12 protein-coding genes and 2 tRNA genes are annotated in these 14,069 nt (G+C 72.2%); 10 read left to right on the top strand and 4 right to left on the bottom strand.

Annotated features, from left to right (window positions below; translation table 11 throughout):
* Positions 1-47 precede the first annotated feature (47 nt).
* Positions 48-689, top strand: coding sequence for a maleylpyruvate isomerase family mycothiol-dependent enzyme (locus F7Q99_RS08030; RefSeq protein WP_153460666.1), 642 nt, complete (start codon positions 48-50; stop codon positions 687-689).
* 91 nt (positions 690-780) lie between these two features.
* Here the strand turns inward: F7Q99_RS08030 and pepN are convergent, their stop codons facing one another.
* Positions 781-3,345 (bottom strand): aminopeptidase N, encoded by a 2,565-nt coding sequence (gene pepN / locus F7Q99_RS08025; protein WP_326846411.1) that lies wholly within the window; start codon positions 3,343-3,345, stop codon positions 781-783.
* Positions 3,346-3,600: 255 nt separating this feature from the next.
* On the opposite strand from pepN, the gene F7Q99_RS08020 reads away from it, so the two are divergent.
* Positions 3,601-4,233 carry a DsbA family protein gene (locus tag F7Q99_RS08020; protein WP_326846410.1) on the top strand — a complete coding sequence of 211 codons (633 nt, stop codon included), beginning with the start codon at positions 3,601-3,603 and terminating at the stop codon, positions 4,231-4,233.
* 60 nt (positions 4,234-4,293) lie between these two features.
* Here F7Q99_RS08020 and F7Q99_RS08015 read toward each other — a convergent pair whose 3' ends face one another.
* Positions 4,294-5,730 carry an amino acid permease gene (locus tag F7Q99_RS08015; RefSeq protein ID WP_153460665.1) on the bottom strand — a complete coding sequence of 479 codons (1,437 nt, stop codon included), beginning with the start codon at positions 5,728-5,730 and terminating at the stop codon, positions 4,294-4,296.
* Between the two features lie 266 nt (positions 5,731-5,996).
* On the opposite strand from F7Q99_RS08015, the gene F7Q99_RS08010 reads away from it, so the two are divergent.
* The 4 genes from F7Q99_RS08010 to F7Q99_RS07995 all read left to right on the top strand — a co-directional run bounded on the left by F7Q99_RS08010 (position 5,997) and on the right by F7Q99_RS07995 (position 9,486).
* Positions 5,997-6,596 carry a biotin transporter BioY gene (locus tag F7Q99_RS08010; protein ID WP_153460664.1) on the top strand — a complete coding sequence of 200 codons (600 nt, stop codon included), beginning with the start codon at positions 5,997-5,999 and terminating at the stop codon, positions 6,594-6,596.
* Positions 6,597-6,714: 118 nt separating this feature from the next.
* Entirely contained in the window at positions 6,715-7,200 is a 486-nt protein-coding gene (locus F7Q99_RS08005) for a ribose-5-phosphate isomerase (protein ID WP_153460663.1), read from the top strand.
* A gap of 300 nt (positions 7,201-7,500) precedes the next feature.
* Positions 7,501-8,733, top strand: coding sequence for a PP2C family protein-serine/threonine phosphatase (locus F7Q99_RS08000; RefSeq protein ID WP_153460662.1), 1,233 nt, complete (start codon positions 7,501-7,503; stop codon positions 8,731-8,733).
* Positions 8,734-9,288: 555 nt separating this feature from the next.
* Positions 9,289-9,486, top strand: a complete 198-nt coding sequence (locus F7Q99_RS07995; protein WP_153460661.1) for a hypothetical protein — start codon at positions 9,289-9,291, stop codon at positions 9,484-9,486.
* 31 nt (positions 9,487-9,517) lie between these two features.
* On the opposite strand, the gene F7Q99_RS07990 is transcribed toward F7Q99_RS07995, so the two are convergent.
* Entirely contained in the window at positions 9,518-10,309 is a 792-nt protein-coding gene (locus F7Q99_RS07990; RefSeq protein WP_153460660.1) for a DUF6348 family protein, read from the bottom strand.
* Between the two features lie 190 nt (positions 10,310-10,499).
* Here F7Q99_RS07990 and F7Q99_RS07985 point away from each other — a divergent pair, with 190 nt between their 5' ends.
* A complete protein-coding gene (locus F7Q99_RS07985; protein WP_153460659.1) occupies positions 10,500-11,060 on the top strand; it encodes a DUF6197 family protein in 561 nt (186 codons plus the stop codon).
* An 86-nt stretch (positions 11,061-11,146) separates the two neighbouring features.
* Here F7Q99_RS07985 and F7Q99_RS07980 read toward each other — a convergent pair.
* Positions 11,147-11,217, bottom strand: a tRNA-Gly gene (locus tag F7Q99_RS07980).
* Between the two features lie 165 nt (positions 11,218-11,382).
* Between F7Q99_RS07980 and F7Q99_RS07975 the strand changes: the two genes are divergently transcribed.
* The 3 genes from F7Q99_RS07975 to F7Q99_RS07965 all read left to right on the top strand — a co-directional run bounded on the left by F7Q99_RS07975 (position 11,383) and on the right by F7Q99_RS07965 (position 14,048).
* Positions 11,383-11,456: transfer RNA gene (locus F7Q99_RS07975), tRNA-Pro, on the top strand.
* A gap of 293 nt (positions 11,457-11,749) precedes the next feature.
* A complete protein-coding gene (tig, locus tag F7Q99_RS07970; RefSeq protein WP_326846409.1) occupies positions 11,750-13,144 on the top strand; it encodes a trigger factor in 1,395 nt (464 codons plus the stop codon).
* 283 nt (positions 13,145-13,427) lie between these two features.
* On the top strand, positions 13,428-14,048 hold the full coding sequence (locus F7Q99_RS07965; RefSeq protein ID WP_407697843.1) for an ATP-dependent Clp protease proteolytic subunit: 621 nt from the start codon (positions 13,428-13,430) through the stop codon (positions 14,046-14,048).
* Positions 14,049-14,069 lie beyond the last annotated feature (21 nt).

Genomic DNA, 14,069 nt, shown 5'->3' with positions numbered 1-14,069 from the left:
GTCCCTTCGGGGGTGCGGCCCGGCCGCCGTCGCTGTAACAAGGAACCATGGCCGACGGAACCAAGGCGACGAGACCGGACACCTGGCCGGACATCTGGGGGACGATCCACACCGAGCGGCACGCCCTGCTCGCCGACGTGGAGGACCTCACCCCCGGACAGTGGGCGACGCCCTCGCTCTGCACCGGGCGGAGCGTGCGGGACACCCTCGCGCACATGGCGGCGACGGCCCGGATGACCCCGCCGGGCTTCTTCGCGAAGCTGGCCAGGGCCGGGTTCCGCTTCGAGGTGATGACCGCCCGCGAGATCGCCGAGCTGACCACCGGAACGCCCGCCGACACCCTCGCCGCCTTCCGGGCGCAGCTGGACTCAGTGAGCCACCCGCCGGGCCCGGTCGACAGCTGGCTGGGCGAGACGGTGGTGCACGCCGAGGACATCCGCCGCCCGCTCGGCATCGCCCGCGGGTACCCGATGACGGCCCTGACCCGCCTCGCGGACTTCTACCGGGGCTCCAACCTGATCGTCGGCGGCAAGCGCCGGGTGGCGGGCCTGACCCTGAGCGCCACCGACACCGACTGGTCGGCGGGCAGCGGCCCCGAGGTGAGGGGGCCGATGCTCGCCCTCCTGCTGGCGATCACCGGACGCAGGGTGGCGCACACCGAACTCGAGGGCGCGGGCTGCCGACCCTGACCTCGCGCAGCTGACGCCTGCCACGTCCCACGCCGACGGGCCGCCGTACGAACTGCGGTGCAGCGACGGGCCCCTCGGCGTCAGCGGTCCGTCAGGCCCGGTCGCAGGCCTGGGCGCGCAGGGCCCGGGCCAGGTCGTCCCGGCCCTCGATCACCAGGCGGCGCAGCGCCGGCGCCGCGTCCGGGTGGCCGTACAGCCAGGCGTCCGCCTCGGCCAGCGTCTGCTCGCCGACCTGGGCGCGCGGGAAGAAACCGCCGACGATCCGCATCGCGATCTCGATGGTCCGTTCGGACCAGACCCGCTCCAGCAGCTTGAAGTAGGGCGCCGCGTAGAGGGCGGTCAGGTCGCGGTGCGAGGGCAGCGCGAAGCCCGCGATGTTCGCCTCGACCAGGGCGTTCGGCAGCTCGTCCGAGTCGACGACGGCCGACCAGGCGGCGGCCTTGGCCTCGGGGGTGGGCCGGGCGGCCAGGCACTGGGTGTGCTGGCGCCGGCCGCTGGCGGTGTTGTCGGCGGCCAGCTCCGCGGCCAGCTCCTCGTCGGTGGCCTGGCCGGCGGCGGCCAGGGCCAGCCACAGCGACCAGCGCAGCTCCTGGTCGACCTCCAGGCCGTCGATCCGCGCGCTGCCGGCCAGCAGGCCGCGGACCAGGCCGAGGTGCTCGGCGCCGCCCGCGGTCTGGGCGAGGAAGCGGGCCCAGGCCAGCTGGTGGTCGCTGCCGGGCACGGCCTCGCGCAGCTCGCGCAGGGCGCCGTCGGCGAGCAGGCGGCTGCCCTCGCCGCGCCAGGCCGGGTCGGCGTACAGGTCGACGGCCGACTTGGCCTGGGTGTGCAGCGACTGCAGGACGCCGATGTTGCCCTCCTGGCCGGCGAAGCGCAGCACCAGGGAGACGTAGTCGCGGGCCGGCATCAGGCCGTCGCGGGTGAGGTTCCAGACGGCGGACCAGGCGAGCGCCCGGGCCAGTTCGTCCCGGATGTCGCCGAGGCCGGTGCGCAGCGTCTCCAGCGAGTCGGGGTCGAAGCGGATCTTGCAGTAGGTGAGGTCGTCGTCGTTGAGCAGGACGAGCGCCGGGCGGGGGCGGCCGGCGGCCTCGGTGACGACGGTGCGGGCGCCGGTGACGTCGAGCTCGATCCGCTCGGTACGCACCAGTGCGCCGCCGGGGTCGCGGTCGTAGAGGCCGACGGCGATCCGGTGCGGGCGCAGCACCTCGCCGTCCTGGAGGACGGCGAGTTCGGTGATCCGGCCGTCGGCGTCCGTGGTGACCTGCGGGGTGAGCGAGTTGACCCCGGCGGTCTGCAGCCAGGCGGCGGCCCAGGACTTGAGGTCGCGTCCGCTGGTCTCCTCCAGGATGTCCAGCAGGTCGGTGAGTTCGGTGTTGCCGAAGGCGTGCCGCTTGAAGTAACGGCGGGCGCCCTCGAAGAAGGCGTCCGAACCGGCGTACGCCACCAGCTGCTTGAGGACGGAGGCGCCCTTGGCGTAGGTGATGCCGTCGAAGTTGAGCTTGGCGTCCTCGAGGTCGCGGATGTCGGCGGTGATGGGGTGGGTGGTGGGGAACTGGTCCTGCCGGTAGGCCCAGGCCTTGCGCTGGTTGGCGAAGGTGACCCAGGCGGAGCTGTAGCGGGTGCGGGCGCCGATGAGGCCGTAGGAGCCCATGAAGTCGGCGAAGGACTCCTTCAGCCACAGGTCGTCCCACCAGCGCATGGTGACCAGGTCGCCGAACCACATGTGCGCCATCTCGTGCAGGATGACGTTGGCGCGGCCCTCGTAGGCGGCGTCGGTGACCTTCGAGCGGAAGACGAACTCCTCGCGGAAGGTGACGCAGCCGGGGTTCTCCATGGCGCCGATGTTGTACTCGGGCACGAAGGCCTGGTCGTACTTGCCGAACGGGTACGGGTAGTCGAACTCCTCGTGGAAGAAGTCGAGTCCGAGCTTGGTGACGCCGAGGATCTCGTCCGCGTCGAAGTAGCGGGCGAGGGACTTGCGGCACATCGCGGAGAGCGGGATCTCCAGGGTGGTGCCGTCGGGCAGTTCGCGGCTGTAGTGGTCGCGGGCGACGTGGTAGGGGCCGGCGACGACGGCGGTGAGGTAGGTGGAGATCGGCCTGGTCGGCGCGAACTCCCAGGTGCGGGAGCCGTCCTGCTCCGTCACCTGCTCGGCGACGGCGTTGGACCACACGTCCCAGGCGGCGGGGGCGGTGACGGTGAAGGTGAACGGGGCCTTCAGGTCGGGCTGTTCGAAGGTGGCGAACACGCGGCGGGCGTCGGCCGGCTCGTAGTGGGTGTAGAGGTAGGTCTCGCCGTCCGCAGGGTCGGTGAAGCGGTGCAGGCCCTCGCCGGTGCGGCTGTAGGCGCAGTCGGCCTCGACGGTGAGGACGTTCTCGGCGGCGAGCCCGTCGACGTGGACGCGGGCGCCGTCGAAGGCGGTGGCAGGGTCGATCGCGCGGCCGTTCAGGGTGATCGAGCGGACGGCCGTGGCGAGCAGGTCGAGGAAGGTCGCGGCGCCGGGCTCGGAGCAGCGGAAGGCGACGGTGGTGGTGGAGCGGAAGGTGGCGGCCGCCGGGTCGGGGGCGGAGGTCACGTCCAGCCGGACCTGGTAGCCGTCCACGGTGAGGATGCTGGCCCGTTGCTGGGCTTCGTCGCGGCTCAGGTTCTTGCCCGGCACGGCGGTACTCCTTTGTCCGGCTCGCACGGTGGTGCGTGTCTGGTGGCGCGGTCAGGTGGCGCGGTCAGGTGGCGCGGTCGGTGCGCGGTGTTCGGCGCATCCGGGGGCATCCTTTCACGCCCTTCGGCGCCGGTACCATTGCACAGGCCGGTCGGCCGGGGCGGAATCAGCGGAGCCGCGCGGGTGTTGGCGTCGTGAGGGTGGGACACCCGTCCTTCCCGTGACTTCCCTCGGACACTCACGAAGGGCTCTGCAGTGACGACTGCCGCCGAGCGCAAGACCGCCGACTTCTGGTTCGACCCGGCCTGCCCGTGGGCGTGGATGACGTCCCGCTGGCTGATCGAGGTCCAGCAGCTGCGTCCGGTGGACGTGAACTGGCACGTGATGAGCCTGTCGGTGCTGAACGAGCACCGTGACCTGCCGCAGAACTACCGCGAGCTGCTGGACAACGCCTGGGGCGCGGTGCGGGTCTGCATCGCCGCCGCCCAGCACCACGGCGAGGAGGTGCTCGGCCGGCTCTACACCGAGCTGGGCCTGCGCATCCACAACCAGGGCCTGCCGCAGAACCGGGAGACCATCGAGGCCGCGCTGGTGGCCGCGGGTCTGCCGGCCGAGCTGGCGGACGCCGCCGACACGGACGCGTACGACGAGGCCCTGCGCGCCTCCCACAAGGAGGGGATCAGCCTGGTCGGCGAGGACGTCGGCACCCCGGTGATCGCCGTCGAGGGCGTGGACGGCGAGCGGGTCGCGTTCTTCGGCCCGGTGGTCACGCCGACCCCGCGCGGCGAGGCCGCGGCCCGGCTGTGGGACGGCACCCTGCTGGTGGCGTCCACCCCGGGCTTCTACGAGATCAAGCGCACCCGGACGGCGGGCCCGTCCTTCGAGTAGGGCCCGGCAGCGCGAAAGGCCCGGTACCGAGTCGGTCGGTACCGGGCCTGCTCACGTGGTTCAGCCGATGGTCGCGTCCTGGCGCTGCTCGATCAGCGCGGCCGCGTCCCGGCGCTGCTTGACCAGCCCGGCAGCGATCAGCAGGGCGACCAGCACCCCGGCCGCGTACAGCTGCTCCCGGTCGCCCTCGGTGGTGGTCATCAGCCCGAGGATGCCGGCGACGGCGGCCATGGCCACCCACGTCAGGTACGGGTAGCCCCACATCTTGACGGTGAGCAGCTCGGGCGCCTCGCGCTCCAGCCGGCGGCGCATCCGCAGCTGGACCACGCAGATGAACAGCCAGACCACCAGGATCGCCACGCCGGTGGTGTTCATCAGCCAGGTGAACACGGTGTCCGGCCAGAACTTGCCGGCCAGCACGGCGCCGAAGCCGAAGAGGCAGGAGGCCAGCACCGCCCGGCGCGGCACCCCGCCGGAGACCTTGGCCAGCGCCTTCGGGCCCTGCCCGCGGCCGACCAGCGAGTACGCCATCCGGGAGGCGCCGTAGATGTTGGCGTTCATGGCGGACAGCAGTGCGATCAGCACCACCACCTTCATGATCGTCCCGGCGCCGGGCACCCCGAGGTGGCGCAGCACGGTGACGTACGGGCCGTCCTGGACGACCGCCGGGTCCTTCCAGGAGACCAGGGAGACGACCAGGGCCATCGAGCCGATGTAGAAGATCGCGATCCGCCAGACCGCCGTCCGCACCGCGTTGGCGACGTTCTTCTTGGGGTCGTCGGACTCGGCGGCGGCGATGGTGACGGTCTCCAGGCCGCCGTACGCGAACACCGAGGCGAGCAGGCCGACGATCAGTCCGCTGGCGCCGGTGGGCAGGAAGCCTCCCTGGCCGGTCAGGTTGGTCGTGCCGGGGGCGCCGGGGCCGATCACGCCGGCGAGCCCGAGCCCGCCGAGGACCAGGAAGGCGATGATCGCGGCGACCTTGACGGTGGCGAACCAGAACTCGAACTCGCCGAAGTTCTTCACGGCGGTCAGGTTGCTGGCGCAGAAGAAGACCATGAACAGGCCGACCCAGACCCACGCGGAGACGCCGGGTATCCAGCCGTTGACGATCTTCCCGGCGGCGGTAGCCTCGGCGGCGACGCCGCAGCAGAGCATCACCCAGTACATCCAGCCGGCGGTGATCCCGGCCCAGGGGCCGATCTCCTTCTCGGCGTGGACGGAGAACGAACCGGAGGCCGGGCGGGCGGCGGACATCTCGCCGAGCATCCGCATGATCAGCATGACCAGCAGGCCGGAGAGGGTGAACGCCAGGATGATCCCCGGACCGGCCGCCGCGATGCCCGCGCCGGAGCCGACGAACAGGCCGGCGCCGATCACGCCGCCGAGCGCGATCATCGACAGGTGACGCTGCTTCAGCCCGTGTGAGAGCTGCTGGCCGGTGGCTGGGGGAGTTGTGGTGGTTCCGGGCGCCGGGGGCGCGGAGGTGGGGGCCATGGAGGCGGATCCAGACTGTGCGGAATGCGGCATGAACTGTCCAATATCCGGGGACGCCGCTGTTCATGCCAGGAGCGGCGGCCCGGGCCCACCATGCGGACCCCGCAGTTGCGCTCGGTGTCCGATCGGACACGATCCGTCGATGGGTCGGACTCGACAACGGTCGGCGGCGGGTGTTTGTCCGAAACCGTGGCGGTCGCGGAGTCGATCACCGCGTAGGTTCACAGGTGTTCACTCACCTGAGCGCCCCCACGGAGGAGACCCCCATGGCCACTGCCGCCACCCCGATACCGAGCCGCGCCGTCCTCGCCGATCTGCTGCCCGCCGCCACCACCCGGCTCGGCACCCAGGCCCGCGACCTCGCCCTGGTGGTCGGCGGCGCCGCCCTGACCGGCGTGGCCGCCCAGCTGTCGGTCAACGTCCCCGGCTCGCCGGTGCCCGTCACCGGGCAGACCTTCGCCGCGCTGCTGGTCGGCACCGCGCTCGGCGCCCGCCGCGGCGTAGCCTCGCTCGGCCTCTACCTGCTGGCCGGCATGGCGGGCCTGCCCTGGTTCGCGCAGGGCACCTCCGGCTGGGCGATGCCCTCGCTCGGCTACGTGCTCGGCTTCGTCCTCGCGGCCGGCCTGACCGGCGCCCTGGCCCGCCGCGGCGCCGACCGCACCCCGGTCAACACCGCCGTCACCATGGTCCTCGGCAGCCTCGCCATCTACGCCGTCGGCGTCCCGTACCTGGCGTTCTCGCTGCACGTGTCGCTCGCCCGGGCCGCCGAGCTGGGCCTCTACCCGTACCTGGTCGGCGACGCCCTCAAGGCCGCCCTCGCCGCCGGCGCCCTCCCGCTCGCCTGGAAGCTCCTCGGCAAGCGCTGAGGAAACCAGCGCCGAGGAAACCGGCGCGGAGGAAACCGGCGCCGAGGAAACCGGCGCCGAGGGAAACCTGAGCGCCCCCTGCGGAGCCCGGGCGCACGCGCATGCCACACTCATGGGCATGCGCGTGTACCTGGGCTCCGACCATGCCGGATACGAACTGAAGAACCACCTCGTGGAGTGGCTGAAGGAGGCCGGCCACGAGCCGGTCGACTGCGGGCCGCACATCTACGACGCCGAGGACGACTATCCGCCGTTCTGCCTGCGCGCCGCCGAGCGCACCGCCGCCGACGCCGAGGCGCTCGGCATCGTGATCGGCGGCTCCGGCAACGGCGAGGCGATCGCCGCCAACAAGGTCAAGGGCGTGCGGGCCGCGCTGGCCTGGAGCGTGCAGACCGCCGAGCTCGGCCGCCAGCACAACAACGCCAACGTGATCTCCATCGGCGGCCGGATGCACACCGTCGAGGAGTCCACCAAGTTCGTCGAGGTCTTCCTCAACACCCCCTACAGCGGCGAGCCGCGGCACACCCGCCGCATCGAGATGCTGAGCGAGTACGAGACCACCGGCGAGCTCCCGCCCATCCCGGCCCACCACCCGCAGGGCTGATTACCCTTCCCACCTGCCCTTCCACCGGCCGGCCGCACGCTCCAGCGCGGCCGGCCGGCGTCGTTCCCGGCTCTGCGCACCTGTGTGATCGGCCACAGCCCATCGGCGCGCGAAAACCGGTACGCGCGGGGCGCATGCGCCGCCTGCCCGGTTCGTACGTCCAACCCGCGTACGCTTCCTGACGCCGCGCCCGCCCCCGCGCCGATCGGCCGAAACCCGCTGACGCGCCCGCGCCACGGCGCGCCCGGCGGAGGCCGAGCCGTCGACGCCGGGCGGTGCCCGTGGATAAGGTCGGGCCCCATGGCTGGCAGACCGCCGGGCGCACCGCCCCAGACGACTGCGACGAGGCCCGGCGCCGCCCCGGCGTCCGAGTCCGTGACGGCCCGGTTGCGCAGGAAGCTCCGCCGGGTCCGCCGAAGGCTGCGCACCGCCGGTGTCGACTACTTCCGCGGCGGCGCCGCCGACTGGCCGGTGCTCTGCGCGCTCGCCCTGCTCGTCCCCCTGCTGATCCTGCTCAACATCTGGATCCCCGCCTGGGCCCCGCCCACCGCCCTCGTCCTGCCGATCCTGGCCGGCGCCCTGCTGCTGCGCCCCGGCAGCCTCGTGGTGCTGTACGCCCTCGCCGCACTCGGTCTGTCCGCCGAGTCCGTCATCCACACCGGCGAGCGGGTCGCCAGCCTCAACCCGGAGGCCTACACCTACGGCGTCACCCCGGGCGCGGCCCTCGTAGTCGGCGCCGCCGGGGTCGGCGGCCTGCTGCTGGCCCAGTTCCGGGCCCGGGTCGGCGTGCCCTGGTGGGGCGGCACCACCATGCTGTTCGACCTGCGCGAGCGGCTGCGGGTGCAGAGCCGCGTCCCCGAACTGCCGGACGGCTGGCACGCCGACATGGCGCTGCGCCCGGCCGGCGGGCAGTCGTTCTCCGGGGACTTCGTGGTCGCCGCCCGGACCGGACCGGGCCAGCGGGTGCTGGAGGTGGTCCTCGCGGACGTCTCCGGCAAGGGCATGGACGCCGGCTCCCGGGCGCTGCTGCTGTCCGGCGCCTTCGGCGGTCTGCTCGGCTCGCTGCCCGCGCACGACTTCCTGCCCGCCGCCAACGGCTATCTGCTGCGCCAGTCCTGGGAGGAGGGCTTCGCGACCGCCGTCCACCTGGTGCTGGACCTGGACACCGGCGAGTACGAGCTGCTGTCCGCCGGGCACCTGCCGGGCATGCAGCGCCTCGCCGGCGCCGGGCGCTGGGAGGTCAAGGAGGCCGCCGAGGGCCCGCTGCTGGGCATCTACGACGGCGCCAAGTTCGAGGGCGTGCGCGGCCGGCTGAACCGCGGCGACGTCCTGATGCTGTGCACCGACGGCATGGTCGAGGCGCCCGGCCGGGATCTGACGGAGGGCATGGACCGGCTGATGGGGGAGGCGGACCGGCTGGTGCCCGGCGGCGGTCCGGGCTCGGGCCGCAGCGGCGCCGCCGCCGGGCTGATCGAGACGGTCGCCCGGGACATCAACGACGACCGCGCGGTTTTGCTGCTCTGGCGCGACTGACGGGTCCGGCGCGGCTGACGGGCGGGTGACGACAGGTCCCCGGCTGACGGGCCCACGGCTGACGGGCCATGGGCAAGGCCGCCCGCGCGGCATGTGCCGTCGGCAGCTGCTGTCAAGCCCGGGTGCCGGTCTTCGGCCAAATCGGGCGTCCCGTCAGCGGACCGGACCTGCCGCTTCCGTTCCCCGCCCCCGCCCGTTTCCCGGCCGCTCAGCGCGGCCCCGCCGAGGGTTCGTCAGAGCGGCTCGGCTATCGTCTCGGACGGCGGAAAGTCGTCGCGCACCGCACGATGTCGGGGCTGGGCCGACCGTCAGACCTTTACGCAATCGGCACGGTCGACCACACTGAGTCTGGGCGGGACTGGTCAGGATTCGGGGGATGGGGGGCGTCACGTGCGAAACGGCAGACCTTGTGCGATCACCGTGGGCTCCCAGCCCGGCCGTGGTGTGCCGGACGGTCCGCGCTTCCGCCTCGGGACCGTCGGACAGGCCGGGGTCCGGCTTCGCAGGTGCCGCCGGTCGGCGGCGCCCCGGTATGAAACGAGGAAGTGAGTCCGGGTGGCACTCTCCGTCTCCGCGCTGGTCCTGTTCGGAATCCTGTGCATCATCTTCATCCGCAACAAGCAGATGAAGATCCCGCACGCCATCATCGCCGCCCTGTTCGGCTTCATGCTGCACGAGACCACCATCGCCGGTTCGATCAACTCCCTGCTCGCGAACCTGGCCCACAGCATCTCGGGCATCACCGGCGGCTGACCACCCGCGGGCCGGCAGCACCCCAGCGGGGTCACCGGCCGGCCCGTCTGGCCTCCCGCCAGCGAGCGAACAGACCCCGGGCGCGCACCGCGGCCGGGACGGACGCGCGCACCGGCACGGGTGCCGCGGCGGCCACCGGCGCCACCGGCAGCGGGGCCGGCTCCGGCGTCGTCAGCAGCACGAACAGCCGTGCCCAGCAGAGCCGTTCACCGCGCGGCCAGTCCAGCGCCCGCAGCGCCGCCGACGCCGCCTCCGACACCTCGCCGTTGACCCGGACCTCGGCGACGTCGTCGCCCGCCTTCCCGCCCAGGAAGAGCTTCACCCCGACCGGGCCCCGCCCGGTCAGCTCCGGCCGCAGCGCGGCCGCCAGCGCGGGCAGCACCCGGTGCTCCGCGAGCCAGGCCGCCAGTCGCTCGTTGCCGAACCCGAACACCGCCGCAGGCCCCTGCACGGCGTGCCAGCCAGGCAGTTCGGCGTGGTCGGCGTGGTCGGCGTACACGCCCCGGCCGTCCGTCAGCTCGACCAGTACCGAGGCGGTGGTGGTCGCCCACATCCGCACCGCGTTCGCGAGCTTCTCCTCCTCGGTCTTGCCGAGGCCCGCCGCGCAGTCCCACACCACCGGCGCGTCCGCCCGCCCCAGGTGCAGCACGAAGCCGAGGTCGACGTGGCCGCCGCCGTCGTCCCCCGGGTGCTCGCGCACGGCCACCGCGGTCGTCCCGGGGCCGCGCACCACGTCGCCGTCCGTGCTGAACTCCTGCCCGAGCCGCGCCATTTCCTGGACCACGCAGCGCTGTATGACGGCCAGTCGCTCCTCGGGACGCACCGGGACTCCTCCACCTCGGGATCGCAGTGTTCGTGACGCACTCTCGAACGGCGCTCGAACGCCGCCGAGGCTATCGGCCCGACACCCAACCGGGAAACCGCGCGGACCGTCAGGCCCTCAGGTCGCGAAAATGTCCTGAATGCACCATTTTGGGGAGCGGAACCTGAAGGCCCTCCGCCTGGAGCCCCGCATGCCCCGCACCGACCTGACGCCCCCTCCGCCGCTCCCGCCCCCCGCTCCACTCCTCCGGTGGGGCCCGGACGGCTCCGGCCTGGTCGCCGAGATCGAGGCCTACCTCGCCTCGCTGCCCGCCCCGGAGCGCACCCCGGTCCCGTACGTCTGCCCGTACGGCATCACCGTCCGGCCCTGGCACGCCGGCCACCCCCGGCCCCGGGTCACCCTGCTCGACCGGGCGCTGCACCGCCCGGCGCGCCCGGTGCCGGTGAGCGCCGCCGACCACCTGCGACTCGCCTCCCGCTACATCGGCGCGTTCGGCTGGCTCCAGGGCGCGATGTGGGACGACGTGGGCCGGGTCTGCCTGCTCGGTGCGCAGGCCGCCGTCCTCGCGCACGGCTACGGCACCCCGCGCACCGTCCGCACCGCGCGCGTCCAGCTGATGGAGGTGCTGCACGCGACCGGCCGCCCGGCGAGCTCCCCGGACGAGTTCAACGACCGCCCCACCACCCGGGAGGCGGACGTGCACCAGCTGCTCGACCGGGCCGCCGCCAGGGCCGGCCGCCTCGGGCTCTGAGCGCTCCGAGCGCTCCGGGCACGAAACCTCCGGGCGCGAGAACGCCGCCGGCCCCGGTGCGAGGACGCACCGGGGCCGGGCCGATGAGCGGGCGACGAGAATCGAACTCGCGTGACTAGTTTGGAAGACTAGGGCTCTACCATTGAGCTACGCCCGCGTGATCCCCCGGACGTTGCCGACCGGAAGTTCGGGGAACAGCGTACCCGGTCCGGTCGCTCCCGCGCACACCGCATTTCCGCACCGTCCCCCGGCGGCCCCGAATGGGCCCGAATAACTCGGCGATCCGCAAGGGGCCCGGCGTGTACGCTTCCTCTCGGCACCACGGGGTGTGGCGCAGTTTGGTAGCGCGTCCGCTTTGGGAGCGGAAGGCCGTCGGTTCGAATCCGGTCACCCCGACAGTGCGGCAGGGTCTCGTCCACCGGCGGGGCCCTGTTCTGTTTCCCGGTACGGTGGCGTCTGGCGTCCGCCTTTCGTGGTACCGGTAGGATGGAGCGCTGGCGGTAGTCCCTGTGGCGACAACCCAGGTCAACCGCACGAGGGCGAGGAGTCACGCTCACCGTCCACCCCCAACGGGAGATGCCGCTCCAACCGCCCATCGCCCGTCTCGCCCGACCCACCCGTTCCGGCCCACGGCCGGCGGCCGGGGACGGCGGAGGCAACCTGACCGCAAGCCCATAGGAGACCTAACCGTGAAGAGCGCCGTCGAGACTCTGAACCCGACCCGGGTTCGACTCACCGTCGAGGTGCCCTTCGAGGAGCTCAAGCCCAGCCTCGACGCGGCGTACAAGAAGATCAACCAGCAGGTCACGGTCCCGGGCTTCCGTAAGGGCAAGATCCCGGCTCGCGTCATCGACCAGCGTTTCGGCCGTGGCGCCGTGCTGGAGGAGGCCGTCAACGACGCCCTGCCGCGCTTCTACACGCAGGCCGTCGACGAGGGCAAGATCGAGGTCCTCGGCCAGCCCGACATCACCAACATCGAGGGTGTCGAGAAGATCGCCGACGGCGGCGACCTGAAGTTCACCGCCGAGGTGGACATCCGCCCGGAGATCACCCTGCCCGACTTCGCCTCCATCGAGGTGACCGTCGACCCGATCGTCGTCGCGGACGAGGACGTCGAGAAGTCGCTGGAGCAGCTGCGCGAGCGCTTCTCCTCCGTCAAGGACGTCGAGCGCGCCGCCGCCGCCGGTGACATCGTGGTCGTCGACCTCGTCGCCAAGGTCGACGGCGAGGTGCCGGAGGACGGCACCGCCAACGGCGTCAGCTACGAGATCGGCTCGGGCCGCCTGATCGACGGCATCGACGACGCCGTCATCGGCCTGGAGGCCGGTGGCACCGCCACCTTCGCCACCGAGCTCAAGGGCGGCACCCAGGCGGGCAAGACCTCCGAGGTCACCGTCACCGTCACCGCCGTCCAGGAGAAGGAGCTGCCCGAGCTGGACGACGAGTTCGCCCAGCTGGCCAGCGAGTTCGACACCCTGGAGGACCTGCGCGCCGACTCCCGCAAGCGCCTGGAGCGCATGAAGGAGTACGACCAGGCGACCCAGGCCCAGGAGAAGGTGCTGGACGCGCTGCTCGCCCTGGTCGAGATCGAGTTCCCGGAGAAGCTCCTCAAGGACGAGATCGAGACCCGCAAGCACAACCTGGAGCACCACCAGCTCCAGCCGATGGGCCTGACCATCGAGACCTACCTGGAGACCCAGGACAAGTCCCGCGAGGAGTGGGACGCGGAGATCGAGGAGCAGGCGAAGAAGGGCATCAAGACCCAGTTCGTCCTGGACCAGATCGTCGCCGACGAGGAGCTGGGTGTTAACCAGGAGGAGCTCACCGAGCACCTCATCCGCCGTGCGGCCGGCTCCGGCCTCACCCCGGACCAGTTCGCCCAGCAGGTCGTCCAGGGCGGCCAGGTGCCGCTGCTGGTCGGCGAGGTCGCCCGCGGCAAGGCGCTCGCCACCGTGGTCGAGGCCGCCAAGGTCGTCGACACCGAGGGCAACGAGATCAACTTCGACGACGAGGACGCGGCCGAGGACGCCGCCGAGTCGGGCGAGACCGTCGAGGCCGCCGCCGAGGAGAACACCGAGGCCTGACCGCCCCGGTAGCCTCCTGAGGCATCGCAGCGGGCCCGGACGCCGTAACGGTGTCCGGGCCCGCTGTCGTCGCACCCGGAAGCGCCCGGTCCGGCCGGCACGACCCTGCGCTCACAGCGAACAGTTCTGCGTGGGGGATTCTGCGGCCCGGCCTGCGCGTTAGGGTCCTTGGACAGCAACAATCACGACGTGATACCCGGAAGCTGTGCGACAGCGTGACGGCCGTGGAGCGACCGTCCAAATCGACTGAGCAGGTGGCTAAGTGACGTTCCCGCAGATGCAGATGCCTGGCCCGATGGCGCCGCACGCCGCCGCTGGTGACGTGCTCGGCGGCCTTGGCGACCAGGTCTACAACCGGCTGCTCAACGAGCGGATCATCTTCCTCGGCCAGCAGGTCGACGACGATATCGCCAACAAGATCACCGCCCAGCTGCTGCTGCTGGCCGCGGACCCGGAGAAGGACATCTTCCTCTACATCAACTCCCCGGGTGGTTCGATCTCGGCCGGCATGGCGATCTACGACACCATGCAGTACATCAAGAACGACGTCGTCACCATCGCGATGGGCATGGCGGCCTCGATGGGCCAGTTCCTGCTGACCGCCGGCGCCAAGGGCAAGCGCTTCTCGCTGCCGAACGCCAACATCCTGATGCACCAGCCGTCCGCCGGTCTCGGCGGCTCCGCCACCGACATCCGCATCCAGGCCGAGCAGCTGCTCCGCACCAAGAAGCGGATGTCCGAGCTGATCGCCCACCACAGCGGCCAGTCCTTCGAGCGGATCACCGCGGACTCCGACCGCGACCGCTGGTTCACGCCGGAGGAGGCCAAGGAGTACGGCCTCATCGACGACATCATGCACAGCGCCGCGGACGTCCCCGGCGGCGGCGGCACGGGCGCTGCCTGAGCCTCGGCCCGGCCCGCGAGA

Source organism: Streptomyces kaniharaensis (assembly GCF_009569385.1).
In the GTDB taxonomy this organism is placed as follows: Bacteria; Actinomycetota; Actinomycetes; order Streptomycetales; family Streptomycetaceae; genus Kitasatospora; species Kitasatospora kaniharaensis.
The sequence above is the reverse complement of the archived record's forward strand: the minus strand, read 5'-3'. Positions and strand labels throughout refer to the sequence as shown.